This is a genomic window from Roseibium sp. (assembly GCF_051016195.1).
GTDB lineage: Bacteria > Pseudomonadota > Alphaproteobacteria > Rhizobiales > Stappiaceae > Roseibium.
Window position 1 is genome coordinate 2,739,907 of the sequence record NZ_CP134616.1, and the last position, 24,569, is coordinate 2,764,475.

General features: G+C 60.8%; 22 protein-coding genes. 12 read left to right on the forward strand and 10 right to left on the reverse strand.

The annotated features are described in order from the left end of the window. Positions 1-88: 88 nt before the first annotated feature. The 6 genes from RDA78_RS12680 (at position 89) to RDA78_RS12705 (ending at position 7,612) form a co-directional block, all read left to right on the forward strand. Positions 89-2,980 (forward strand): formate dehydrogenase subunit alpha, encoded by a 2,892-nt coding sequence (locus RDA78_RS12680; protein ID WP_434055666.1) that lies wholly within the window; start codon positions 89-91, stop codon positions 2,978-2,980. 12 nt (positions 2,981-2,992) lie between these two features. Next, positions 2,993-3,589 (forward strand): formate dehydrogenase FDH3 subunit beta, encoded by a 597-nt coding sequence (gene fdh3B, locus RDA78_RS12685; protein ID WP_306144908.1) that lies wholly within the window; start codon positions 2,993-2,995, stop codon positions 3,587-3,589. A gap of 145 nt (positions 3,590-3,734) precedes the next feature. Continuing rightward, positions 3,735-4,955, forward strand: a complete 1,221-nt coding sequence (locus tag RDA78_RS12690; RefSeq protein WP_434055667.1) for a formate dehydrogenase subunit gamma — start codon at positions 3,735-3,737, stop codon at positions 4,953-4,955. A gap of 20 nt (positions 4,956-4,975) precedes the next feature. Continuing rightward, entirely contained in the window at positions 4,976-6,337 is a 1,362-nt protein-coding gene (locus tag RDA78_RS12695; RefSeq protein WP_434055668.1) for a c-type cytochrome, read from the forward strand. Beyond that, complete coding sequence (locus tag RDA78_RS12700) at positions 6,334-6,462, forward strand: hypothetical protein (protein WP_306144911.1); 129 nt, start codon at positions 6,334-6,336, stop codon at positions 6,460-6,462. The genes RDA78_RS12695 and RDA78_RS12700 overlap by 4 nt, the downstream gene beginning before the upstream one ends. A gap of 112 nt (positions 6,463-6,574) precedes the next feature. After that, positions 6,575-7,612, forward strand: coding sequence for an aminoglycoside phosphotransferase family protein (locus tag RDA78_RS12705; RefSeq protein ID WP_434055669.1), 1,038 nt, complete (start codon positions 6,575-6,577; stop codon positions 7,610-7,612). Between the two features lie 76 nt (positions 7,613-7,688). Here RDA78_RS12705 and RDA78_RS12710 read toward each other — a convergent pair whose 3' ends face one another. The 10 genes from RDA78_RS12710 to RDA78_RS12755 form a co-directional block, all read right to left on the reverse strand. Next, a complete protein-coding gene (locus RDA78_RS12710) occupies positions 7,689-8,246 on the reverse strand; it encodes a hypothetical protein (RefSeq protein WP_434055670.1) in 558 nt (185 codons plus the stop codon). A gap of 124 nt (positions 8,247-8,370) precedes the next feature. Continuing rightward, positions 8,371-9,207, reverse strand: a complete 837-nt coding sequence (locus RDA78_RS12715) for a substrate-binding domain-containing protein (RefSeq protein WP_434055671.1) — start codon at positions 9,205-9,207, stop codon at positions 8,371-8,373. Beyond that, positions 9,204-10,022: an ATP-binding cassette domain-containing protein gene (locus RDA78_RS12720; RefSeq protein WP_434055672.1), complete on the reverse strand. Its 819-nt coding sequence runs from the start codon at positions 10,020-10,022 to the stop codon at positions 9,204-9,206. The genes RDA78_RS12715 and RDA78_RS12720 overlap by 4 nt, the downstream gene beginning before the upstream one ends. Beyond that, positions 10,015-10,722, reverse strand: a complete 708-nt coding sequence (locus tag RDA78_RS12725; protein WP_434055673.1) for an ABC transporter permease — start codon at positions 10,720-10,722, stop codon at positions 10,015-10,017. The genes RDA78_RS12720 and RDA78_RS12725 overlap by 8 nt, the downstream gene beginning before the upstream one ends. A gap of 127 nt (positions 10,723-10,849) precedes the next feature. Beyond that, positions 10,850-11,230, reverse strand: a complete 381-nt coding sequence (locus RDA78_RS12730; protein ID WP_434055674.1) for a carboxymuconolactone decarboxylase family protein — start codon at positions 11,228-11,230, stop codon at positions 10,850-10,852. Positions 11,231-11,233: 3 nt separating this feature from the next. Further along, positions 11,234-12,685: an aldehyde dehydrogenase family protein gene (locus tag RDA78_RS12735; RefSeq protein ID WP_434055675.1), complete on the reverse strand. Its 1,452-nt coding sequence runs from the start codon at positions 12,683-12,685 to the stop codon at positions 11,234-11,236. After that, positions 12,682-13,425, reverse strand: a complete 744-nt coding sequence (locus RDA78_RS12740; RefSeq protein WP_434055676.1) for a hypothetical protein — start codon at positions 13,423-13,425, stop codon at positions 12,682-12,684. The genes RDA78_RS12735 and RDA78_RS12740 overlap by 4 nt, the downstream gene beginning before the upstream one ends. After that, positions 13,418-14,266, reverse strand: coding sequence for a hypothetical protein (locus RDA78_RS12745; protein WP_434055677.1), 849 nt, complete (start codon positions 14,264-14,266; stop codon positions 13,418-13,420). Before RDA78_RS12745 ends, RDA78_RS12740 begins: the two co-directional genes overlap by 8 nt. Then, complete coding sequence (locus RDA78_RS12750) at positions 14,266-15,348, reverse strand: aromatic ring-hydroxylating oxygenase subunit alpha (protein WP_434055678.1); 1,083 nt, start codon at positions 15,346-15,348, stop codon at positions 14,266-14,268. The genes RDA78_RS12745 and RDA78_RS12750 overlap by 1 nt, the downstream gene beginning before the upstream one ends. After that, positions 15,345-16,253 (reverse strand): MurR/RpiR family transcriptional regulator, encoded by a 909-nt coding sequence (locus tag RDA78_RS12755; RefSeq protein WP_434055679.1) that lies wholly within the window; start codon positions 16,251-16,253, stop codon positions 15,345-15,347. Before RDA78_RS12755 ends, RDA78_RS12750 begins: the two co-directional genes overlap by 4 nt. 76 nt (positions 16,254-16,329) lie before the next feature. Between RDA78_RS12755 and RDA78_RS12760 the strand changes: the two genes are divergently transcribed. The 6 genes from RDA78_RS12760 to RDA78_RS12785 are packed head-to-tail and all read left to right on the forward strand — an operon-like array spanning position 16,330 to position 24,533. Further along, positions 16,330-18,810, forward strand: coding sequence for an FAD-dependent oxidoreductase (locus RDA78_RS12760; protein ID WP_434055680.1), 2,481 nt, complete (start codon positions 16,330-16,332; stop codon positions 18,808-18,810). Then, the gene (locus RDA78_RS12765) at positions 18,807-19,901 is read left to right on the forward strand and encodes an alcohol dehydrogenase family protein (protein WP_434055681.1); all 1,095 of its coding nucleotides are present in this window, start codon (positions 18,807-18,809) and stop codon (positions 19,899-19,901) included. Before RDA78_RS12760 ends, RDA78_RS12765 begins: the two co-directional genes overlap by 4 nt. After that, entirely contained in the window at positions 19,898-21,010 is a 1,113-nt protein-coding gene (locus tag RDA78_RS12770) for a mandelate racemase/muconate lactonizing enzyme family protein (RefSeq protein ID WP_434055682.1), read from the forward strand. The genes RDA78_RS12765 and RDA78_RS12770 overlap by 4 nt, the downstream gene beginning before the upstream one ends. Beyond that, a complete protein-coding gene (locus RDA78_RS12775) occupies positions 21,007-22,122 on the forward strand; it encodes a mandelate racemase/muconate lactonizing enzyme family protein (protein WP_434055683.1) in 1,116 nt (371 codons plus the stop codon). Before RDA78_RS12770 ends, RDA78_RS12775 begins: the two co-directional genes overlap by 4 nt. Further along, positions 22,119-23,243 carry a mandelate racemase/muconate lactonizing enzyme family protein gene (locus RDA78_RS12780; protein WP_434055684.1) on the forward strand — a complete coding sequence of 375 codons (1,125 nt, stop codon included), beginning with the start codon at positions 22,119-22,121 and terminating at the stop codon, positions 23,241-23,243. Before RDA78_RS12775 ends, RDA78_RS12780 begins: the two co-directional genes overlap by 4 nt. 12 nt (positions 23,244-23,255) lie before the next feature. Beyond that, positions 23,256-24,533 (forward strand): aspartate aminotransferase family protein, encoded by a 1,278-nt coding sequence (locus RDA78_RS12785; protein WP_434055685.1) that lies wholly within the window; start codon positions 23,256-23,258, stop codon positions 24,531-24,533. The last annotated feature ends 36 nt before the right edge of the window (positions 24,534-24,569 follow it).

Consider the following 24,569-nt stretch of genomic DNA (forward strand, 5'->3'; position numbering starts at 1 on the left):
CGGCCTATGGTTGCGTGACGCCCGCTGGCCGGTTCGCTGAAAAACCAACCCAGCAGTATCGATTCCGATACAAGCAAGGTAGGGCAATATGCTTAGGAAAAAGACCAATGGGGTTGCGCGACGCCCCCAGGGTGCAAGTATCCTTAGAGACGCTGCACACAAATCGGTAGACCGCCGGACATTCCTGAAAGGATCCGGTGTCGCCGCAGGAGGCCTGGCCGCCATCACCGCAACAGGCGGTACCGTTACACAGGCACAGGCCCAGTCGTCCGACGAGGCCGTCAATCTCGTAAAATCCGTCTGCACACACTGCTCCGTCGGCTGCACCGTCATCGCCGAAGTGAAGAACGGCGTGTGGACCGGCCAGGAGCCGGGATGGGACAGCCCCTTCAACCTGGGTGCGCATTGCGCCAAGGGCGCCGCAGTCCGGGAGCACGCACACGGCGAGCGCCGGCTGAAGTACCCGATGAAAAAAGAAGGCGGCGAGTGGAAGCGCGTCAGCTGGGACGAGGCAATCAATGCCATCGGCGACCAGATGATGCAGATCCGCGAAGAAAGCGGACCGGACAGCGTCTACTGGCTCGGCTCGGCGAAGCACAACAACGAACAGGCCTACCTGTTCCGCAAGTTCGCGGCCTACTGGGGCACGAACAACGTCGATCACCAGGCACGTATCTGCCACTCGACGACGGTTGCCGGCGTAGCCAACACATGGGGCTACGGCGCCATGACCAACAGCTACAACGACATCCACAATTCCAAGGCCATCTTCATCATCGGCGGCAACCCGGCTGAAGCACACCCGGTGTCCCTGCTGCACGTGCTGCGGGCCAAGGAGCAGAACAACGCTCCGGTAATCGTGTGCGATCCGCGTTTCACGCGCACCGCCGCCCATGCCGACGAATATGTGCGCTTCCGTCCCGGCACGGACGTGGCCCTGATCTGGGGCATTCTCTGGCACATCTTCGACAACGGCTGGGAAGACAAGGAATTCATCCGTACCCGTGTCTGGGGCATGGACCAGATCCGCGAAGAAGTCGCCAGGTGGACGCCTGACGAAGTCGAACGTGTGACCGGTACTCCGGAAAGCCAGCTGAAGCGTGTCGCGCGGACGCTTGCCAACAACCGTCCGGGCACCGTGATCTGGTGCATGGGCGGCACCCAGCATACCAACGGCAACAACAACACGCGTGCTTACTGCGTGCTGCAGCTTGCCCTTGGCAACATGGGTACCACCGGTGGCGGAACCAACATCTTCCGCGGCCACGACAACGTTCAGGGCGCAACAGACCTTGGCGTTCTCAGCCACACCCTTCCCGGCTACTATGGCCTGAGCGCAGGTGCGTGGGGTCACTGGGCCCGTGTATGGGATGAAGATCCGGACTGGCTGAAAGCACAGTTCGCGACGGTCAAGGGCTCGGACGGCAAGGAAAAGAGCCTCCAGAACCTCACCGGTATCCCGGTCAGCCGCTGGATCGACGGTGTTCTGGAAGACCCGGCAAACACCGATCAGCCGAACGCCGTGCGTGCGATGGTTCTCTGGGGTCACGCCCCGAACTCGCAAACCCGCATGACGGAAATGAAAACCGCGATGGAAAAGCTGGATATGCTGGTCGTGATCGACCCCTATCCGACGGTTTCCGCCGTGCTTCATGACCGGACCGACGGTGTCTACCTGCTGCCGGCGTGTACGCAGTTCGAAACACGTGGTTCCGTGACCGCGTCGAACCGCTCGCTGCAGTGGCGCGACAAGGTTGTCGAGCCTCTGTTCGAAAGCCTGCCGGACGAAGTCATCATGGCCAAGTTCGCAAACAAGTTCGGCTGGGGCGACAGGCTCTTCCGCAACATCGAAATGGACGATCCGGAAACTCCGAACGTCGAAAGCATCACCCGCGAGTTCAACAGCGGGCTGTGGACGATCGGTTATACCGGGCAGTCGCCGGAGCGCATCAAGTCGCACATGGCAAACCAGCACACGTTCGACCGCACGACGCTTCAGGCTGTCGGTGGACCGAATGACGGCGAATACTACGGTATGCCGTGGCCGTGCTGGGGCACCGCCGACATGAAGCACCCGGGCACACCCAACCTTTACGACATGTCCAAACCTGTCGCTGAAGGCGGTCTGTGTTTCCGCGCACGCTTCGGCGTCGAGCGGGACGGCGACAACCTGCTTGCCGATGGTGTCTCGAACCCCGGTTCGGAAATTCAGGACGGTTATCCCGAGTTCACGATGCAGATGCTCATGGACCTTGGCTGGGATGGCGACCTGACCGACGAGGAGCGGGCATCGATCGAAGCGGTCGCAGGGCCGAAGACGAACTGGAAGACCGACCTTTCCGGCGGCATCCAGCGCGTCGCGATCAAGCATGGCTGTGCACCTTTCGGCAACGCGAAGGCTCGCGCCGTCGTCTGGACGTTCCCGGATCCGGTGCCGCTGCACCGCGAGCCGCTTTACACCAACCGCCGCGACCTGGTGGCTGACTATCCGACCTACGAGGACCGGAAGTTCTACCGCCTGCCAACGCTCTATGCCTCTATCCAGAAGCAGGACTTCTCGAAGGATTATCCAATCATCCTGACGTCCGGCCGCCTGGTGGAATATGAGGGCGGTGGTGACGAGACACGGTCCAACCCGTGGCTCGCCGAGCTTCAGCAGGATATGTTCGTTGAGATCAATCCTCGCGATGCCAACAACCTGGGTGTGCGCGACGGTGCGCAGGTCTGGGTCGAAGGCCCTGAAGGCGGCAAGGTGAAAGTCATGGCAATGGTGACCGAGCGGGTCGGAGAAGGCGTCGCCTTCATGCCGTTCCACTTCGGTGGTCATTACCAGGGTGAGGATCTCAGGTCCAAGTATCCAAAAGGTGCTGACCCTTATGTCCTCGGCGAAAGCTGTAACACCGCTCAGACGTATGGCTATGACTCAGTGACCCAGATGCAGGAGACGAAAGCGACTCTCTGCAAGATCTCGGCCGCGTAAGGAGGAGACGCAATGGCTGCAAGAGCAAAATTCCTTTGTGACGCTGAGCGATGCATTGAGTGCAATGCCTGTGTCACGGCTTGCAAGAATGAAAATGAAGTGCCGTGGGGGATCAATCGCCGCCGGGTCGTGACCATCAATGATGGCAGCCCGGGCGAACGGTCGATCTCCGTGGCCTGTATGCACTGTTCGGACGCACCCTGCATGGCGGTGTGCCCGGTCGATTGTTTCTACCAGAACGAAGAAGGTGTGGTTCTTCACTCGAAGGATCTTTGCATTGGCTGCGGCTACTGCTTCTACGCCTGTCCGTTCGGCGCCCCGCAGTTCCCGCAGGCCGGGAACTTCGGATCGCGCGGCAAGATGGACAAGTGCACCTTCTGTGCAGGCGGTCCGGAAGAAAACAACTCGACTGCCGAACGCGCAAAATATGGTGCAAACCGTATTGCGGAAGGCAAGCTGCCGCTTTGCGCGGAGATGTGCTCCACCAAGGCCCTGCTTGCCGGTGATGGCGACGTCGTGTCCGCCATCTACCGCGAGCGTGTGGTTGCCCGTGGCTTCGGCTCCGGCGCCTGGGGCTGGGGCTCCGCCTACGGTCAAAGGGGCGGGTAAACCGGTCTGTGTCCGGCGGCGGCAGAGGGGGTCTGTCGCCGGACCATTCCGTTCCCTCCTTAAAAAATCTGAACGGGGCGGCAAACATGCCGCCCTCTTCATCTCTGCAAAGCTGAAACGCTGCACAAGGAATGAGGATCCGGCTATGAAACGCTTGGCTTTGGCCGTTGTTGTTCTTCTGGCAATACTGTCCCCGGCATTTGCCCAGGAGCAGCCACAGGAACCGCCGCAGGCAGATCGGAGCGCGACCGGAGGTGCGCAGACGCTTGAAGACATCATGAAGCGTCAGCGCGGCGAGAAGGTTGAAAACGAATTCAGGAGCAACGCGACTGGCGATCCGAATTCGGCTGCCGGCATGACCAATCAGCTGGGAACGCTTGGCGGGGTGTCTGATCCCGAATTGTGGCGCGCTCTGCGCTTCGGCTCCGCCGATATCACGGTCTCGTCCGGCGGCAAGGAAGCGACCGTTCTGATGCAGGATGGCGGCATGCGCTGGCTCGAAATCAGAAACGGGCCATTGAAGCTTTACGGTGCCTATCTCCTCGCGGGCACGCTTGCCTTTCTTGTCCTTTTTTATCTGCTTCGCGGCCGGATCCGGATCGACGGCGAAAAGACCGGCCAAACCATTACGCGTTTCAAAGTGATCGAACGGTTCGGACACTGGCTGCTCGCCGGCAGCTTCGTATTGCTTGCCGTTACAGGTCTGATCGTCCTTTTCGGGCGGGTCGCCATCATCCCGCTGCTCGGAAAGGATGCTTACGCGCCGATCGCGCTGGCGTCCAAATGGGTCCACAACAACGTGTCCTGGGCGTTCATGCTCGGCCTTGTGATGGTTTTCTTCATGTGGGTGGTTCACAACATTCCGAACAAGACGGATCTGAAATGGATCGCGGTCGGTGGCGGGCTGCTGAAAAAGGGCGTGCACCCTCCGGCAAAGAAATTCAACTTCGGCCAGAAGATGATTTTCTGGGGTGTGATCGTTCTGGGGGCATCGATTTCCGCCTCGGGCATCTCGCTGCTGTTCCCCTTCGATTTCCCGATGTTCGCCAAGACCTTCGAATTCCTGAACAATCTCGGTCTGCCGCAGCTGGTCGGGCTCGGTACCCTGCCGACCGAACTCGCGCCGCATGAGGAAATGCAATACGCCCAGCTCTGGCACACGATCGTCGCCTTCCTGATGATCGCCATGATCCTCGCTCACATCTATATCGGTTCGGTCGGCATGGAAGGCGCCTACGATGCCATGGGGTCCGGCGAGGTCGAGCTGCAGTGGGCGCGTGAGCACCACGGCCTGTGGGTCAAGGAAGTCGAAGAGGCTGAACGCACGGCGAAAGCTCCGGGCAAGAACGCGGTTCCTGCTGAGTAGGGTTGTCGGCGATGCGGATCGTGAGCCTAGCCGACCCCTATCTTGCGTGCAGGGATGTGCTTCTGCGCCTGCTCTGTCTCATGATGATGGTGCCGGGCGGGGCTGCCAACGCTGCTGATTTCGAGACGCTCAAGGGGCATGGCGGACCTGTCATGGACATCACCGTGTCCCGGGACAGCGGGCGCGTTGCAACGGCAAGTTTCGACAATGCGGTCGGGGTCTGGTCCGGGCGGAAACCGGACTGGCTGGACGGACACGAGGCTGCGGTCAAGGTGGTGCGCTTCGTCAATGACGATCTCGTAGTGTCGGCCGGTGATGACAACGCGCTGATCCTGTGGAACCTTGAAGACGGGTCCCAACGGAGGCGAGAGGGCCACACGGCGAAGGTCATGGGTCTGGCGGTGTCTCCCGACGGCAAGATGATCGCCAGCGCAAGCTGGGACGCGAAAATCGGACTGTGGCCCGTGGAGGGCGGTGAGCCGGTCTTCCTGAGCGGTCATAGTGCAGGCGTGAACAAGGTCGCATTTTCGGCGGACGGGGCCTGGCTTTATTCAGCGTCCGTTGATGGCTCCATCATACTCTGGGATGTCGCGGCCAAGGCAGAAAAGCGGGTGATTGTCCGAAACGGGTTCGGTGTGAACGTGCTGGCGCTTGGCGGCAAAAACAGCAACGAAACCTGGGTGGCCTATGGATCGCAGGATGGTGTCACACGCATCGTTGACATTGAGAGCGGGGACCGGCTTCACGACTTCACGCTGGAACGGCGGCCGATACTCGCCATGTCTCTCAGCGAGGACGGCAAGCGGCTGGCGACCGGGGACGGGCATGGCTACATAACCGTTTTCGATACGGAAACCTGGACGATCGAATCCGACTTCAAGGCGGCCTTGAAGGGACCGATCTGGGCGCTCGCCTTTTCAAAGGACGGCGAGGTTCTGCACGCCGGCGGGATAGAGGACATCGTCTATTCCTGGCCCGTTGCCGGACTTGGGAAATTCGATCCGATGGCGAAGGAAACGCCGAAATTCCTGCGAAAGCCGGAGCAGATGTCGAATGGTGAACGCCAGTTTGCGCGCAAGTGTTCCATATGCCACGCCCTGACAGAGGGCAGCGCACGCAAGGCGGGGCCAAGCCTCTATGAGGTTTTCGGAAGGCGCGCGGGTACTTTGCCGGACTATCCCTATTCGGAAACCCTGACCGGGTCTGATATCATCTGGACGGAAGAAACGATTGATCAGCTTTTTCTGGATGGCCCGGATCACTTCATCCCCGGCTCGAAAATGCCAATGCAGGTGATTGCGAAGCCTGAGGACCGGAGTGACCTGGTCAACTATCTGAAAGCGGCTGCGAGTTCGCAGAACAAGAACGGAGAAACACAATGAGAGCTATGCTCGCGGCCTTTGCCGCAATCGTGGTCATTTCGATCGGTGCCAGCCAGGTCCTCGATCGCGCAGGCTTCTCCAGCGCCGAACAGGGCAGCAGTTCCTCCGTGAGACTGGGGGAGTAGCGCTTCAGGTCGCAGGGGAGGCCGACTGCTCGCGCTCTTGCCGGGAAGCTTTTCAGGCCGCTTCTTTCTGCCGATCGTGAGATCGCTCCCAACCCGTCCGCCGATTGTTTCCGTGCCTGTTTCAATTCCACGTTCGCCACTCGACCTTGACGCAGAATGGCTGTCCGATGTGCTTTCAAGGCATGGCGGCCATGGTTCGGTCCAGGTCAAGGAGTTCTCGGTCTCCTCCTGCACAAAATGGAACGTTGCAGACACTGCTTTTGTCAAAGCCGAATTCGCCGACCCGACGATTGAATTGCCGACGGAGCTTTTTCTGAAAATCAGGCAGGATCCGGATCCGCTTTCAAATCTCTTTCCGGGCGAACAGGTCTTCTATGCGGCAGCACCTGTTTCCGGTTTGCCGCTGGCGGCCTGCCTGGCTTCGTTGGTCAACCCGTCCAGCGGTGCGACCTGCGTCCTGTTGGAAGATCTTTCGGCGACCCATGTCGCAACACCGTGGCCGATGCCTCCGACACTGTCCCGTTGCCATTTGGCGGTACGCTCTCTTGCCACGTTGCACGCACATTGGGCCCAGTCCGCAACAGCGGATCTCAACAGTCGCGAACGCGTCCTGGGCCAACACGTTTGCGAATTGCTGCCGGGGTTCCTGGAAAAGCTCGGCGATCGCCTGTCGGCGGATCGCGCCGCGCTTCTGGTGCAGGTTTGTGAGCGCATTCCGGCTTTGAAAGCAGATCGTTACAAGAGCGGGAGACCCGTCACCCGTATTCACGGGGACGCACACTTCTGGAACGTTTTATACCCAAGGGACGGGGAAAATGGCAGTGCCATCCTGATCGACTGGGAAGACTGGAGGGTCGATTTTCCCGGTCTGGATCTTTCCCTGATGATCGCCATGCACTGGTATCCCCAAAGGCGTGCCCTCCATGAAGTCAATCTGCTGAAGAGTTACCTTCAGGCCTACAATGCCGGTGCGAGTTCGCTCGTGTCATGGGAAGAACTTTGGCATGATTACCGGCTCGGCCATATGTGCAACGTGGTTGTTCCGATTTTTCTGCACAGCACTGACAACACGCATGCAAGCTGGTGGTCGCACCTGGAACGATGGTTTCTCGCATTCGAGGATCTGGACTGCCGCAAGTTGCTTGGATAATTGGCGAACGCGATTGTCGATTGGCCTTCAGATGTGCAATCGCAGGGTTTGGTGAAACCGGGAAACGCGTCCCGTGTCACATCATCGCGCCAAGCGATTTTTCCGTGAAGACCCGGATATAGTCACCGGGTGAAGAACCGGCCCAGAAGACCCACAGGCGATTGGGGTTCTGACCGTCGACCCAGACCCGGTCACCCGGCTCCAGCCCGCGCAGTTCCGTACTGATGTAGTTCACATCATTGTTAGCAAGGAAATCGGTCGCCGCCATCGTGTCCTGAAACGCAGCGATCCCCAGGACGGGTGCATCGAAATCCACGTAGCCGTAGTGGACGCCTGCAAAACTGTCGAAGAAGACATAGTGGCTTGCGATGGTTTCGCCTTGCCGGATGATGCCGTTGTCTCCTCCGAAATCGACACGTATCGGTTCGGTGAGAACAATGTTCTGATCTTCATCGAACGCATAAAGGTTGTCTGTGTTGAAGTTGTCGGCACCGACGCTGAAGGGCGTACCCGTATTCAGCAGGACAAATTTGCCGTTGCCGCGCTGATCGACAATTTCGCCACCGAGAACGACGGCCATTGCGGGGCTCGTACATGTAAGTGCAAGAACTGCCGGGATGAGTTTCTTCAGCATGCCGTCTCCAGGTTCGTTGGAAACACCATGCCGCATTCACGCGGACGTCAACAATCACGGACGGGTCACAGTCCCGTGTGCGATGCCCGGCATGCTCGGCATATTCGCGTCCATTGAACCGCGGTCAGCTGGAGCCATCATTGGCGTTGGGAAAGAAAAGCTGCTGCCCGTCGACCTTGTAATCCGCGATCGCGCCCTGGCCTTCTTTCGACAGGAGCCAGTCAATGAAGACCTGGCCGAGATCGGCTTTGACATGCGGATGTTTCATGGCATTCACCAGGATCACGCCATACTGGTTGAACATGCGCGGATCGCCCTCAACCATGATTTCGTGCGTGCCCTTGTTGCCGAACGCGATCCAGGTCGCCCGGTCCGTCATGACGTAGGCATCCATGCCGATGGCGGTGTTCAAGGTGGAGCCCATGCCCGAGCCGGTTTCCCGGTACCAGGTTCCTGATGCCGCTGCTGCATCAATGTCTGCAGCCTGCCAAAGGCGAAGCTCTGCCTTGTGTGTGCCGCTGTCATCACCACGCGAGGCGAAGGGCGTCTCGCTCTCCGCGATCTTCGGCAGAGCGTCGACCGCGTCGCGGCTGCCCTTGATACCTGCCGGGTCGGACGCAGGGCCGACGATCACGAAGTCATTATACATGACATCGGCGCGGGAGACGCCGAACCCGTCTGCGACGAATTTTTCTTCTGACGGCTTTGAATGCACGAGAAGCACGTCACCGTCGCCATTGACGGCGTTGCGGATCGCCTGTCCCGTGCCGACGGCAACAACCCGGACTTCGATCCCGGTCTTGTCACGGAAGGTGGGAAGAATAGTGTCGAACAGGCCCGAATTCTGGGTGGAGGTTGTCGATTGAACGATGATGAATTTCTCGTCGGCAAATGCGGAAGAGACAGTCGCTGCACCGAAAACAAATGTTGCAAGCGCAAGGCTCAACAGGCGTCTGATCAAGATGTCCTCCTTAAGGTTTGCGCCAGAGACCGGGTGTTGGGGCCAAGGTAAAGCCGGCCGTCGCGCCATGCGCGCGCCGGTTCGCTTTGAGGGTTGTTCAGGACCTGCTGGGCAGACCCTGTTTCGGCGACTACGCCATCCTGGAGAAAGATGACGTCCTCGCCGAGGCGGTGCGCCTGACCGGTATCATGGGTGACAAGAACGATGGTGACGCCTCGGGAACTCGCTTCAAGCACGAGGTTTTCGATCGCAGCCGTCGAGGCCGGATCAAGATTTGCCGTCGGCTCGTCCAGAAACAGGAGGTCCGGTTCACAGGCGAGTGCCCTGACGACGGCCAGGCGCTGCTGTTCACCGCCGGAAAGCACGCGTGCCGGGCGTTTCGCGAGGTGGGCAAGACCGGCTGAGGCGAGGGCCGCGTCGATTTTCCTCGCACGCTCCGAACCACGCAGGCCGCGCACAGAAAGCGCAAATCTCAGATTGGCAAGAACGGACCGGCGCAACAGGACCGGGCGCTGAAACACCATGGCCTGTGCCTGACGGGCCTGTTTCGTGAGCGGATGTCCCTGCCACGAAAGCGAACCCTGCTGCGGCTGAATCAGACCGTGCAGCAAGCGCAGGAGCAGGCTCTTGCCCGCGCCGTTCGGTCCCATGACCAGGGTCCGTGATCCCTTTCGGATTGACACATCGACACCGTCCAGAAGCCGCTGTCCACCGGCTTCGAAGACAAGGCCGCGCGCGTCCAGAAGCGGCTCGGGCGCAAGCGACTGGAGCGAGGCGGAGGGTGCGGCAGGCATATCGAAACCGGCGTCACGCATAGGCGGCCCTCACGGCAGAGGCCTTCAGGGCCATGACGCATGCCGTCACCGAGAAGGCGATTGCCAGAAGAACAACACCGAGCGCGAGTGCAAGCTGCAGATTTCCCTTTGAGGTTTCCAACGCGATTGTCGTGGTCATCACGCGGGTCACGTGATTGATGTTGCCACCGACGATCAGGACGGCACCAACCTCGGCAACTGCCCGGCCAAACCCGGCCAGGGCGACGGTCAACAGGCTGTAGCGGGCGTCCCAGAGCAGGGACAGCAACCGGTCCAATGCACCGACACCAAGCGATGCGAACTGTTCAGCGTATTCGCGATTGAGGTCCTCGACCACCTGGCGCGTCAGCGCGGCAACGATGGGTGTGACAATGATCATCTGCGCGATGATCATCGCGCTCGGCGTGTAAAGAAGGCGGAGCGGGCCGAACGGACCGGACGCCGACAGCATCAGGTAGACAACGAGTCCGACCACGACCGGCGGCAGTCCCATGAGTGCATTGAGTGAAATGGCGAGGAATGTCCTTCCGGGAAACCGGAAGACCCCGACGGCAGCGCCAAGCGGAAATCCGATCAGACAGGCAAAAAAGACAGCCGTCAGTGTGACCCGCAAGGACAGGCCGATGATTTCCAGAAGATTCGGATCAAGTGCAAAGACGAGGGCAAATGCCCCGCCCAGGACGCTCCAGAATCCGTCCATTTATGCATTTCCTCCCAGGCTTTGGGAAAAAATAGCGTAAAATGCACAAAAATCCAACTCAAACTTGGCCTGAGAGGAGCGCTATCCGCAGCCCGCGTGCGATTGCCGCATCCGCGCTGCGATGACGCTATGCGGCTTCCTGTTCTTCAAGCACTTTCCTGGCGACGCGGAAGCATTCCAGGGCCTGCGGCACACCGCAATAGATCCCCACCACGTGGATGATGGCCTGGATCTCCTTCCTGGTGACACCGTTGTTGATGGCGCCCCGGCAGTGGATTTCCCACTCGGTCATCTTGCCGAGCGCGCCGATCATCGCAAGGTTCATCATGGACCGCGTCTTTGCGTCGATGGTGTCGTCGCCCCAGCCGAAACCCCAGCACCAGGCTGTCATTGCCTCCTGGAAGGGCAGGGTGAAGTCATCCGCCTTGGCCAGGTTGTTTTCGACATATTCAGCGCCAAGTGTTGCCTTGCGCTGTTCCAGTCCCTTTTCGAACAGATCCTGATCCATCTCTTACCTCAGCTTGATCGCGACATTTTTTGTTTGAACGTAGTTGAGCAGCGCTTCGCGGCCCTTTTCGCGACCGTAGCCGGATTTGCCGAAACCACCAAAGGGGGTTTCGACACCCCCCGCGTACCATTCGTTGACGAAGACCTGACCGGCGCGCAGACCTTTTGTTGCGCGCATTGCGCGATCGATGTCGGAGGTGAAGACACCGGCGACAAGACCATACGGTGTCCCGTTGGCGATCCGGATGGCTTCTTCCTCGGTGCGGAATTTCAGGACGGACAGAACCGGCCCGAACACTTCGTCATTGGCAATCGTCATGTTGGGCGTCACGCCGGTGAGCACCGTCGGTTCGAGAAAGTAGCCGGGCCGGTTCATCCGCCGCCCGCCCGTTGCCGCACGCGCACCGTCGCGCTCGGCGTTCGAGACCATGCCGGCCGCGCGCTGGCATTGTGCTTCGGAGATCATCGGGCCCATGTTTGCGCCGAAGTCCGGAAACCCGAGGCCGTCGCCGACGTCAAGGTCCTCCGCCATGGCGACGATGCCGTCGACCAGCCTGTCGTGTATCCGCTCATGGGCGACGACGCGGGACATGGCGGAACAAACCTGGCCGGCATTGAAATAGATGCCCCAGCGGACGTCGGACAAAAACGCATCCAGATCGGCATCGTCGTGGACGATGGCGGCGGACTTGCCGCCCAGTTCGAGAACGCAGGGCACGACGTTCCGCGCCGCCGCAGTCGCGATGGCCGTTCCGGTCTGAACCGAGCCGGTGAAGACGATCTGATTGACGCCGGGATGGGCGGTCAGGGCCGCGCCGGTGTCCTTGCCGAGCCCGCAGAGGATGTTGAGAGCACCATTGGGCAGGCCGCAGGCAAGCGCTGCATCGGCAAAATAGCGGTTGGTGAGCGGATCGAGTTCAGGTGTCTTCACGACAACGGAACAGCCGGCCGCAAGCGCGGCCGACAACGAACGCGCCGTCATTTCCATGGGGTAGTTCCAGGGGATGATCTGGGCAGAGACGCCGAAGGGTTCGTGGGTGGTGAAATCGAAATAGCCGCCGCCGAGAGGAATGGAGCGGCCTTCCATGGTCTCCGCCTGGTTGCCGTAGTACTCGAAGTAGCGTGCTGCCCCTTCAAGCTCGAGTCGGGCTTCCCAAAGCGGCTTGCCGGCTTCGCGTGTCAGGACCGGAGCGATCTCGCCGATCCGGTCGAGGATATACTCTCCCATCTTTCGAACGACGCGACCGCGCTCCACCGGACGCAGGTCCGACCAGGCGCCGCTTGCACTCAGGGTCTCAGCTGCGGAGACCGCGCGGTCGACATCACTTTCGTCCGCAAGCGCCTGGTCCGCAACCCGCTCACCGGTCGAGGGATCGAGAACCTCGATATGTCCGGCGCCACCCTCGCAGTAGTCGCCGTCGATAAAGTTGTGCCAATAGGCCGGAATATCCGTCACTGCACCCTGATCCTGTAAGAATGAAGTCTGTCGTAATGCGGTTTCATGCGCCGGTGGACGTGCCGCACACGTTCAGGCGCATCGTCCAGTTCGACATAGCGCCGCCTTTGCGGCCGAAGCCCCGTCGAGTTCTTGAGATTGGCGTGGAAGGAACCACCGTCCCACCAGCTGTATTGTGCGGTGTCAGCCCCTGGTTCCCAGGTGAGCGCGTCGGCAATGAACGGTATGCCAACGGCGTCGCAAAAGGCCTTCACCGTGCCTTCCGGATTTTCCAGAAGGTCGTCACTGTCAATCACGGGCGGGGCCTTGCCGTCCAGGGCATGTAGCAGGTCGAACAGCGCCCGCTGCTCCGGAAAGCCGACCTCCGCGCTGTCGAAGTCGGGCCATTTATCGTACATCGATGTGATCGTGAGCGCCGGATCGCGGATCAGGAACGCATGGGTGAAATTGCCCAGGAACTCTCGATCCCACATGTGGCTGACATAATGCGGGAAGTTCTTGATGAAGACCGGTCCTGCCGCAGCCCGCGCCCGAATATCCTCCCAGACGCTTTCCAGGGTCAGACCCGGTGTTGTCCTGTCGCCTGGCTGCCATCTCGGCCACAGCGGTTCTGCGCCCTGATACCACGCTTCGCCGAAGGGTTCGTGCAGGCAATCCAGATCGCCGCGTTGGCGCATCATCCATTCAAAGGCGGTGGACGTTGACCGGGGTACGGCCCAAAGAGCAACGATCTTATGCATGGAGTCTTTCCAGCAATTGCCCGTGGCTGCCTTCCGGCGCCAACTTGAGCGAGCGGAAGATGCGCCAGTAGAGGGCGGTGTCGTGGGCGATGACCGGTTTGCCGAGCTGGTCTTCGAGCTCAGGTGTCAGGTGCAGCATGCGCTGCGGCTGGCCATTCTGCCCGGTCCGGAAGTTGACCATGCCGTTGGCAAGATAGGCATCGGCTTCCGGGGCCTGTTCGGCGACATACTCGAAGCTGCGCCGGGCAAGATCGCCCTCGAAGATCCATCTTTGCCGGTTCACATCCTCCTGGGTTTTGAACCAGCCCTGATCGACAAAATTCCCGGCCCACAGCACGTCGAAGCCCGCTTCTTTCAGGAAACTCACCGTTCCCTGCCACCACTCCGGCCAGTGGTAAACCGCGTTGAGGGCGACCTTTTCCACGTTCATTTCGCGCAGTGCCTCGACCATCGCGTAGCCGGCCATGTGAAAGGCGAGGCCATGGGTATCGCTGAGCCGCGCGCAGAAGTCTCCAATTCCCTGAACACCCATGCCCGAGGCGTGTACCCAGTTTGATCCGACCTGCGCACAGACATCAGCGCCATTGTTGGCCATGACCGACGCGAAGTCCTCGAGCATGGCAAAATTCTGCGTGCGCTGATCGAGCCGGTGCCGGTAGTCGGGCACATGAAGCATCCAGCCGTGGACACCCACGCTTCCCGGGGCAATGCGCAGGAAGTCGGTCGGGGCGGCATCCCAGTCATGGGGAGGGCAGGTGAACCCGACCTGGTGCGGAAACAGCTTCTGGTCCTCGGTCCATTCCAGCGGCATGCCTTGGACTTCGGACCCGGGCGCAGACATCAGGCTTCCCGCATCCAGTTCTGAAGGGTTTGAACGGAATGTTCCGAATTCACGCCGCTAGCCGGGTCTAACACCAGTGGGCCGGGTTTGTAGCCGCGGCTGCGCAGGCCCTTCTGAACCGCTTCCACGAGGTAGATGTCCTCTTCGACTGTCGTGGAGCGGTCCTGCACGGCGAGCCGCCGGATGGTTTCGCTGTCGACACCGTCCACGGTGTACCAGCCGCGCCAGACGATCACATGATCAACGTCGACCGCGCGCCAGTGATAAGTGTTCAGGATGTTGCCCGGATAGACCTGGAACGAGAACAGCGGCCACAGGAACCAGGAGGAATAGTCACCTGCGTGTTCATTGGCATCCAGATCGATATCGTAGGTCATCCTGTCGAGGTTCTGGCATTCGGTCGTGTGACGGAGACAGTATCCTTGTGGCTGGATATCATAGGTCTCGGGCTTGACCACGCCGGTTGCGAATGTGGGATGGTTGATGGGGCAGTGATAGCATTCCGAATAGTTTTCGACCGAGACTTTCCAGTTGCAGTTCTCGGCAATTTCCACCCATTCGAGAGGCTTCAGACGATCTATCTGCGGTACGAAGGCGCGCAATTCCTCACGCACGTTCGGAAACCAGTCGTTCATCGGTTTTGCATCCGGGTCGAGATTGACGAACAGGAAGCCGCAGAAGTCTTCGATGCGCACGGAGGTCAGGCATATCTTGCTGCGGTCGAAACCTGGAACAGCGCGCACATTTGGGCCGGAACGCAGGCCACCGGTCAGTTCGTAGGTCCAGCTGTGATAGGGGCAAACCAGGAGCTTGGTGTTGCCTTCGCCCTGTACCAGCTGGTGTGCCCGGTGCTGGCAGACGTTGTAGTAGGCCCGGAGCACACCGTCCCGGTCGCGCAGGCAGATGATGCTTTCGTCTGCGATATCCACCGTGAAATAGTCACCCGGTTTCTCGAGCTGCGAGATGTGCCCGGCGAATTGCCACGTTCGTGCCAGCAACCCGTCTTTTTCCCGTTTGAAATGATCCGGGTCCGTGTAGTAGCGGGCTTCGAGCGAATGGGTCAGCTGGCTGTGAACATTCATGAGCGGTCCTTCCACTCTTCCTGGTAGAGCCCCATCGTGTGGCGGCGGGTGTGAAAGCGTTCGATGCTGGAAATGACGTCCTCGGGCGCATCGGCGATGACGAAGGCCAGCAGTGTTTCCAGCAAGGCGATTGTCGAGACGGACGAGGGAAAGAACTGAGGTGTTTCGGCATCGACGACGAACGCATGGTCGCTTCCGACGACAATTGGCGAGGCCGGGCTGTCGGAGATGGCGACGATCGTGAGCCCCTGTTCGCGCGCCGTCTCCACGGCCGCGATGACATCGGTCCGATAGGGTTTGCAGGTCATGGCAACGAGCACGTCCCGCTTATCCGCCCGCGCCAGATCGTCCGTTGCAACAGAGCCCATCCTCGGAATGGTCCAGATCGTGTCGACCGCCATATCAGCGAGATAGGAGAAATTGCGTGCGTTGGAGTTGTTCACGCCGACGCCAAGCACGTAGGTGTGGCGGGCATTCACGATGGCATCGGCCGCCGCCTTCATCGCGTTGGCATCGGTTGCGGCGAACGTGTTCTCGACGTTCGAGATCGCGCAGGCAGCCATTTCCGCAAACAATGCGCCGAGCTGCCCTTCCTTGGCCAGCGATTGCAGCCAGCGCGCCCGGTCTGGAAAGTCTGTACCACGGCTGCGGATCGCTTCGCGGAACGGATGACGAAAATCCTCGTAACCGTCGAAACCGACCGAGCGCGCCATGCGCACGAAAGTGTTCGGCTTGACCCCGGCTGCATCTGCAATCTCGCGAATAGAGCTCACACCGACATCATTCGGGTTTTCAAGGACATAGCTGGCGGCCTTGCGCAGCTCAGGTGTCAGTTCCTCGAGCTCGGATGCGAGGTCTTCAAGCACCGTCTGCGGGGCTTTCAATCCGGTTTTTGATACATTCATATCATTCATGATTGACGAGAGTACATTTGTACAATTACGATGTCCATCGAAAAATCACCGGCCTGGGAGATCACACGTGTCGGAAACCGGAACCTCCAAACTGCCGTCTTCGGCCCGCGTCGTCATTGTCGGCGGCGGCATCATGGGCTGCGGCCTTGCCTATCATCTGGCCCATGAGGGCTGCACCGACGTCGTTCTCCTGGAAAAGGCGGAACTGACCTCCGGCTCCACCTGGCACGCGGCCGGGCAGATCACGCATTCCACGTCCAGCTTCGGTCTTGGAAAATGTGTCGGCTACAATATTGATCTCTATTCCGGGCTGCTTGAGGAAGAGACGGGTCAATCGGTCACCTGGCACGGCTGCGGCTCTTTCCGGCTGGCCTATACGGAAGACGAGATGGACTGGCTTCGCCACACCATGAGTGTCGGCCGTGCGCTTCAGTTCCCGATGGAACTGGTCGGACCGGACCGGATCCGGGAGTTGCACCCTTTCTACAATCTCGACGGCGTTCTGGGCGCACTGCACACGCCTGATGACGGTCACGCGGACCCGTCCGGCGTGACACAGGCGCTGGCGATCGGCGCACGCAAGCTCGGCGTCAAGATCATCCGCCGCTGCCGCACGACCGATATCAAGCAGCAGGCGAATGGCGAGTGGAAGGTCTCAACCGAACTCGGTGACATTACCTGCGAGCACGTTGTCAACGCGGGCGGAACCTACGCGCGGCAAATGGGTGAATGGAGCGGGCTGCAACTGCCCATGACGTCGATGACGCATCATTACATCGTCACGGACACCGTGCCGGAATTCAAGGATCTGGACGAGGAGCTTCCCGTCATTCGCGATGACAAACTGGTTTCCGGTTACATCCGCATGGAGCAGAAGTCGGGCCTCATCGGGATCTACGAGAAAGAGAACCCGAACACGGTCTGGGAAGACTTCTGCCCGTGGGAGGCGGAGAACGAGCTGTTCGAAGCTGACTATGACCGGATCATGCCTTGGCTGGAAAATGCCATGGACCGCATGCCGATCTTCGCCGAACTCGGCATCAAGCGTGAAGTTCACGGAGCGATCTCGCATCCGCCGGACGGCAATCCGCTGATCGGTCCTGCGCCGGGTGTTAAGAACTACTGGTGCTGCTGCGGCACCCAGATCGGCATCGGCTGGGGGCCGGGCCTGACCCGTGAGCTTGCCCGCTGGGTCGTGCACGGATCGGCGGATATCTCGATGCGCGAATTCGACCCGCGCAGGTTCGGCAGCTATGCCGATCAGGACTGGCAGGTCGTCAAGGCCAAGGAAGACTATTGCCTGCGCCACGAGATTCCGTTCCCGCATTTCAATCGGCAGGAAGGACGCCCGATCAAACCCAGTCCGCTTTACGAACGGCTGAAGGACAAGGGTGCGGTCTACGAAGAGGTCTATGGGCACGAACGCCCGCGCTGGTTCGCCACCGGTGATCTGGAGCAGCGGGATTACTACTCGTTCCGGCGGGCGGCCTGGCACGAGGCGGTTGCAAAGGAAATGCAGGCCGTCAGGACAACGGCAGGGATCATGGATATCTCGGCCTTCACCAAGATCGAGCTGTCCGGGCCTGATGCCGAAGCTTATCTGGACCGGCTGGTCGCCAATCGCCTGCCGAAAAAAGTCGGCGGTATCGTCCTGACACATATGCTCAACCGGCGCGGCCGGATTGAGCTCGAACTGACGGTCGTCCGCCTGGCCGAAGACCGGTTCTATCTGGTCTGTGCCGCCTTCTTCGAGCAAAGGCTGCTCGATCACCTGGCCCAGAACGGCGATGGCGAAGACATCCGCGTCCGCAACCTTTCCACCGAGTGGGGCGCGATGACGCTCAACGGTCCGCTTGCGCGCGGCATTCTTGCTCCCAATACTCCGACGGCTCTCGACAATGCGTCGTTCCGATGGCTGACGGCGCAGGAAATCGAGGTCGCCGGACACAAGGTCTGGGCATTCCGCATGTCCTATGCCGGCGAACTCGGCTGGGAATTCCACATTCCGCGTGAGCACATGCTGGAGGTCTATGACGCGCTCTGGGAAACCGGCAGGCATCTCGGGCTTGTGGACTACGGCTCCTTCGCAATGAACGCGCTTCGCCTTGAAAAAGGCTTCAAGGGCGCCGGAGAACTGACCAACGAAGTGACGTTGCCCGAAGCGGACGTGATGCGTTTCGTCAAACTCGATAAGGGAGAGTTCATCGGCAGGGAAGAGACCGAAGCGAGTGCGGCGTCTTCTCAATTGCCCTGGATTTGCGTTTACCTGGAGATCGAACCGGACGGCGTGGAAGACGGGCATGGCGGCGAGGCTGTGCTTTTGAATGGACAGCCGGTCGGCGCGACCAGTTCGGTTGCCTATGCGCATACGGTCGGGAAAATCCTCGCCTTTGCTTATGTCAAACCGGAAGCGGCCGCGCCGGGTCGGGAACTGGAAGTCGTGATCATGAACGGGGTTCGCAAGGCAAGGGTGCTTGACGCCCCTGCCTATGATCCGGACAGCCTGCTGCCGAGAACGGACGCCCCTGTGGGAGTTGCCGCAGAATGACGATACCGTCCACCATGAAGGCCATCGTCCTTGAAGGACATGGCGGGCTCGACAAGCTGGTCTGGCACGAGGACTGGCCGACACCGCGACCCGGTCCCGGAGAGGTGCTTATCAAGGTCGGCGCATGCGGGATGAACAACACGGATGTGAACACGAGATCCGGCTGGTACTCCAAGACCGTTTCGGATGCGACAACCGGGGGAGCCTATGCCGAGGTCGGGGAAGAGGACCCGACCTGGGGCGGCGCGCCGATCACGTTTCCCCGCATCCAGGGGGCGGATGCGGTTGGCGAGGTTGTCGCGCTGGGTGACGGCGCGCCGGAAACGCTGCTTGGCAAACGAGTCATGGTGGACGGCTGGCTCCGCGACTGGTCCGACCCGTTCAACAAGGACAAGGTCGGCTATTTCGGCTCCGAGTGCAACGGCGGATATGCTGAATATACGGTCGCCAATGCCAACAACGTCGGCGCGGTGCAGTCGGATCTGAGCGATGCGGAACTCGCAACATTCTCGTGTTCCTACACCACGGCGGAAGGCATGCTCAGCCGCGCACATGTGGGGGAGGCAGACACGGTTCTGGTCACAGGTGCGTCCGGCGGGGTTGGCTCCGCGGTCGTGCAGCTTGCCCGGCGGCGCGGTGCGACGATCGTTGCGCTCGCTTCCGCGTCCAAGCATGAGGCTGTCAAAGCTCTCGGCGCGGATGTTCTGCTGGATCGCGCGCCCGAGGACCTTGCCGCGGCCCTGAAGGAAGCGACCGGACAGGAGACCGTCTCCGTCGTTGCCGATATTGTCGGCGGACCGTACTGGGGCAACCTGATTGCGGTTCTGGAGCGCGGGGGACGCTACACCTGTTCCGGCGCGATCGCGGGTCCTATCGTCGCGTTTGATCTCAGAACCTTCTATCTGAACGATCTGACCCTGATCGGCTCCACCGTCGTCGAGCCGCATATCTTCAAGGACCTGGTCGGATACATCGAGCGCAGTGAGATCAAGCCGGCGCTTGCAGCGACCTATCCGCTCAAGGATTTTCACGCGGCGCAGACGGCCTTCATTGAGAAAAAGCATACGGGAAACATCGTGGTGATCCCATGAAGATAACCCGCATCCGGATCTTCAAGACGGATCTGCCCTATGTCGACGGTGCCTATGGCTGGGGAGCGGGGAACGCGATCACCACGGCGAGGGCATCCGTGGTGGTCATCGATACCGATGCCGGTCTTTCCGGATGCGGGGAGTTCACGCCCTGCGGCGAGAACTACATGGTTGCCCATTCGGAGGGCGTGGAGGCGCTGGCCCGTCTTGTGGCGCCCGCGCTCATTGGCGAGGACCCGCGCCAGGTCGCGCATATCGAACACCTGCTCGACCACCTCGTCCAGGGACATGGCTATGCCAAGGCCCCGTTTGATGCTGCCTGCTGGGACATTGCCGGCAAGGCGCTGAACGCGCCGGTCTGGATGCTGCTCGGCGGCAAGCTGACCGACGGTGCGCCGATGTACCGGGTCGCCCCGCACCGCTCTACAGAGGATACCGTTGCCGAACTGGAGCGTCATCGCGCGAACGGCTACCGGCAATTTCAGATCAAGGTCGGAGCGGACTGGGTTCAGGACATCGACCGGATCCGCGCGACCGTGCCGCTGCTCAATCCGGGCGAAAAGGCGATGGCGGACGCCAACCAGGGCTGGCGCGTGGACAATGCGCTCCGGGTCGCGCGGGCGACACGCGACCTCGATTTCATCTTCGAACAGCCCTGCCGCACCTACGAAGAATGCCTGCAGGTTCGCCAGCGCATCGATCTGCCGATGAAGCTGGACGAGTGCGTGACCGGTCTCGCAGCCGCGCAGCGGATCGTGGCCGACAGGGCCGCCGATCTCGTCTGTCTGAAGATCTCCAACCTTGGCGGTCTGTCCAAGGCGCGACGGGTCCGGGACTTTTTCGTCGACAACCGCATTCCCGTTGTTTCGGAAGACACCTGGGGCGGAGAGATCGCAACGGCGACGCTTGCCCATTTCGCGGCCTCGACGCCGGATGAGTTTCTTCAGAACACCACGGATCTGCACAACTACAACACACGATCCACCGGGTCTCCGGCTCCCAGAACCGAGAACGGAAAGCTCTATGCCTCCGATGCAGCCGGTCTCGGCGTGGAGCCGGATTTTGACAGTCTTGGCGCGCCGGTCGCTGTCTACGGAGAGGCGGCATGAGGATCTCGCGGATCAGCGTCTGGCAAATCGATCTCCCGCTTGCCAAACCCTACTGGCTGTCCGGCGGCCGGCTGAAGTTTGAAAAACTGGACTCAACGTTCGTGCGGATCGATACCGACGAAGGTGTATCCGGCTGGGGGGAGGGGTGCCCTTGGGGCCACACCTATCTTCCTGCTCATGGGGCTGGTCTCAGATCATCCCTTGAGCTTCTTGCGCCAGCTCTCCTTGGCCATGACCCGCGTGCACGCGACGAAATCAACCGGATCATGGACGTGCAGCTGCCGGGGCACGCCTACGCCAAGGCACCGCTCGACATCGCCTGCTGGGACCTTGCCGGGAGGGCGACGGGGCAGCCGCTCTGGCGCATGCTGGGGGTGGAGGAACCCGCGCCGGTCGCCATCAATTCCTCGATCTCGACGGGAACACCGGATGAAATGATCGCGCTGATCCGTGACGCGAGCGCAAAGGGATATCGCACCCATTCCGCAAAGGTCGGCGGTCAGGACGCAGCAGCCGATATTGCCCGGATCGAAGCCATATCGGCGGCGCTGCCGAAGGGCGAGCAGGTGACGTTCGACGTCAACCGGGCCTGGACGCCGGGCGTCGCGCTCCAGGTGCTGAATGCGGTGTCTGCGCGGGACTGGATCGAACAGCCCTGCGAAACCCTCGACCAGTGCGCGTTTGTCGCTGCAAACGTGCAGCAGCCGATCATGCTGGATGAGTGCCTGACAACGTTTCAGGACCATCTGGAGGCCTGGAGGCAGGGTGCATGCCAAGGCGTGAAGGTGAAGCCGAACCGGGTCGGGGGGCTGACGCGGGCGCGGCAGATCCGCGATTTCGGGCTCGCCGTCGGCTGGCAAATGCATATCGAAGACACCGGCGGCAGCGCGTTCGCGGATGCGGTGGCGCTTCAGTTGGCCGCATCGACTCCCGATGCCAACCGGCTCGCCAGTTGGCTTTGCCATGCTCACCTTGCCGTCGACCCTGTGCCCGGTCAGGGCGCGCGCAACCACGATGGGTTCGTGCGGTTCGGCGATGCTCCCGGTGTTGGTATCACGCCCGACGAGGATGCTCTTGGAGAGCCAGTTGCGGTTTACGAGGAGCCCTTATGAGCAACTACCCCGCTTACAGGATAACAGGCCTGACACTTTGGAAAGTGCCGCTTACGAGCCATGAAACCTACTACATGGCCGAGGGCAAGACCTGTGCGACCGTCGACAGCATGGTGCTCCGGATCGATACCGATCAGGATGTCAGCGGTTGGGGCGAAGTGTGTCCCATACCGCATTACCTGCCATCCTACGCGAGAGGTGTCGCGCCTGCGATCGAAGAGCTTGCGCCCGTTCTGTTGGGGGGCGATCCGATCGGTGTTGATGCGATTGCACGCAAGTGCCGTTCCTGGCTGCTGGGGCACCCTTACGTCCAGTCGGTGATCGATATTGCGCTCTGGGACCTGACGGGCAAGGCCTGCGGACTGCCGGTTTTTACGCTCCTTGGCGGGCGGCAGTCGGAGGACTTCCCGCTTTATCATTCGATCACCTGCATCGCCCCGGAAGACATGGCGGCTATCGCGGCCGATGCGGTTGCGGGTGGCATGCGCCAGATCCAGGTGAAACTGGGCGCAGACGCCAACTGGGAAGCCGATGTCGCGCGGCTGAGAAAGGTCCGCGAAGCTGTTGGTCCGGGACCTGTCGTCTACGGCGACTGGAATTGCGGCGCCAGCCGGCTGGATGCGACGCGGGTTGGACGGGCCGTCCGCGATCTCGATATCATGCTTGAACAGCCCTGTGCGACGCTTGAGGAGTGCGCAGCCGTCCGCTCGGCGACCGGGTTGCCGATGAAACTGGACGAGACCGCGCATGATACGGCGAGCCTCATGAAAGCCTATGAGCTTGGCTGCATGGATGCCGTGGCGCTGAAGCTGTCGAAATTCGGCGGCATTTCAGACCTCAGGCGCGCAAGGGATCTGTGCCTCCATTTCGGGGCAAAGATGTGCATCGAGGACACCTGGGGGTCGGACATAGCAACGGCAGCCGCGCTGCATGTTGCGGCATCGACGCCGCCACAGGCGATCCTTAACGTATGCGATCTCTCCGGCTATGTTTATCCAAGACTTGACCCGGATGCGCCAGCTCGCGTCAACGGCAGGATCCATCCGCCTGAAGGCCCCGGCCTCGGCATTGCGCCGGATCCGAATGTCCTGGGCGAACCTGTCCTTTCTCTCGCTGCATGAAGGAGCTTGCAGATGAAAACATCGATTTCACAAGGCGACTGGAAGACACGTGCAGCAGCGGTCCTGCCGGCTGCCGGTTTCGGCAATTTCGATCCGGGCGTCGTGATCCGTAATGGCAAGGGCTCCCGGGTCTGGGATGAGGATGGCAAAGAGTTCATCGACTACCTGATCGGTTCGGGGCCGATGATCCTTGGCCACGGGCATCCGGAAGTGCTTGAAGCCGTGCAGGAACAGCTTACCGACGGCATGACGTTTTTCGCCAATAATGCGCGCGGCATCGAACTCGCCGAAGTGCTGGTCGAGGCGGTGCCCTGCGCGGACCAGGTACGTTACGTGTCAACGGGAGGCGAGGCTGACATGTATGCCATGCGTCTTGCCCGGGCCTTTACAGGACGCGACAAGATCCTCAAGTTCGAGGGCGGCTATCACGGCATGTCCGGCGAAGCGCTGATGAGCCTGTCGCCAAGCAAGCTGATCAATTTCCCTCAGGCCGTGCCGGATTCTGCCGGCATCCCTGAAAGCGTGCGCGACAAAATGCTGATCGCGCCGTTCAACGATGCAGAGTTCGTCAGTTCCCTGATCGAGGAACACGCCGACGAGATTGCCTGCGTGATCGTCGAGCCGCTCCAGCGACTGATCCCACCCGAGCCGGGGTTCCTGCAGGCGCTCAGGGACCTGACCAGCAAACATGGCATCGTCCTCATCTTCGACGAGGTCGTGACCGGCTTCCGCTTCGCCTATGGCGGCGCGCAGGAATATTACCGGGTCACGCCGGACCTTTGCACACTGGGCAAGATCATTGGTGGCGGTTTCCCGCTGGCAGCAATTGCCGGCAAGAAAGAGATCATGGACCATTTCGACAAGTCCATCGCCGGTGCCGAAGGGTTCACGTTCCAGATCGGAACCCTGAGCGGCAACCCGGTCGCGAGCGTTGCCGGCCTGAAGACCCTCGAGATCCTGAGGCGACCGGGTGCTTATGACACCATCCGGAAGAACGGCGAGCGCCTGATGGCAGCTTACCGGACCCATCTGGATGCCGCGGGTATCGCACACCAGATCGTTGGCGAACCGTTCCTGTTCGATGTCGTTTTCACCGATCAGCCGGTCAAGAACTACCGCGACATGTTCCGGAACGATGCCGACAGGGCAAAGACCCTCAATCGCAGTCTGCGTGCCAGCGGCATCCTGAAACCGGACAGCAAACTCTATGCGCATCTGGCGCTGACGGAAGCAGACCTGGCCCAGACCGAAGCGGCTCTGGAAACCGGAGCGGGGGAACTGGCGGGCTGAACTTCGGACACCTGACGTGAAAACCGGCGCGAATGA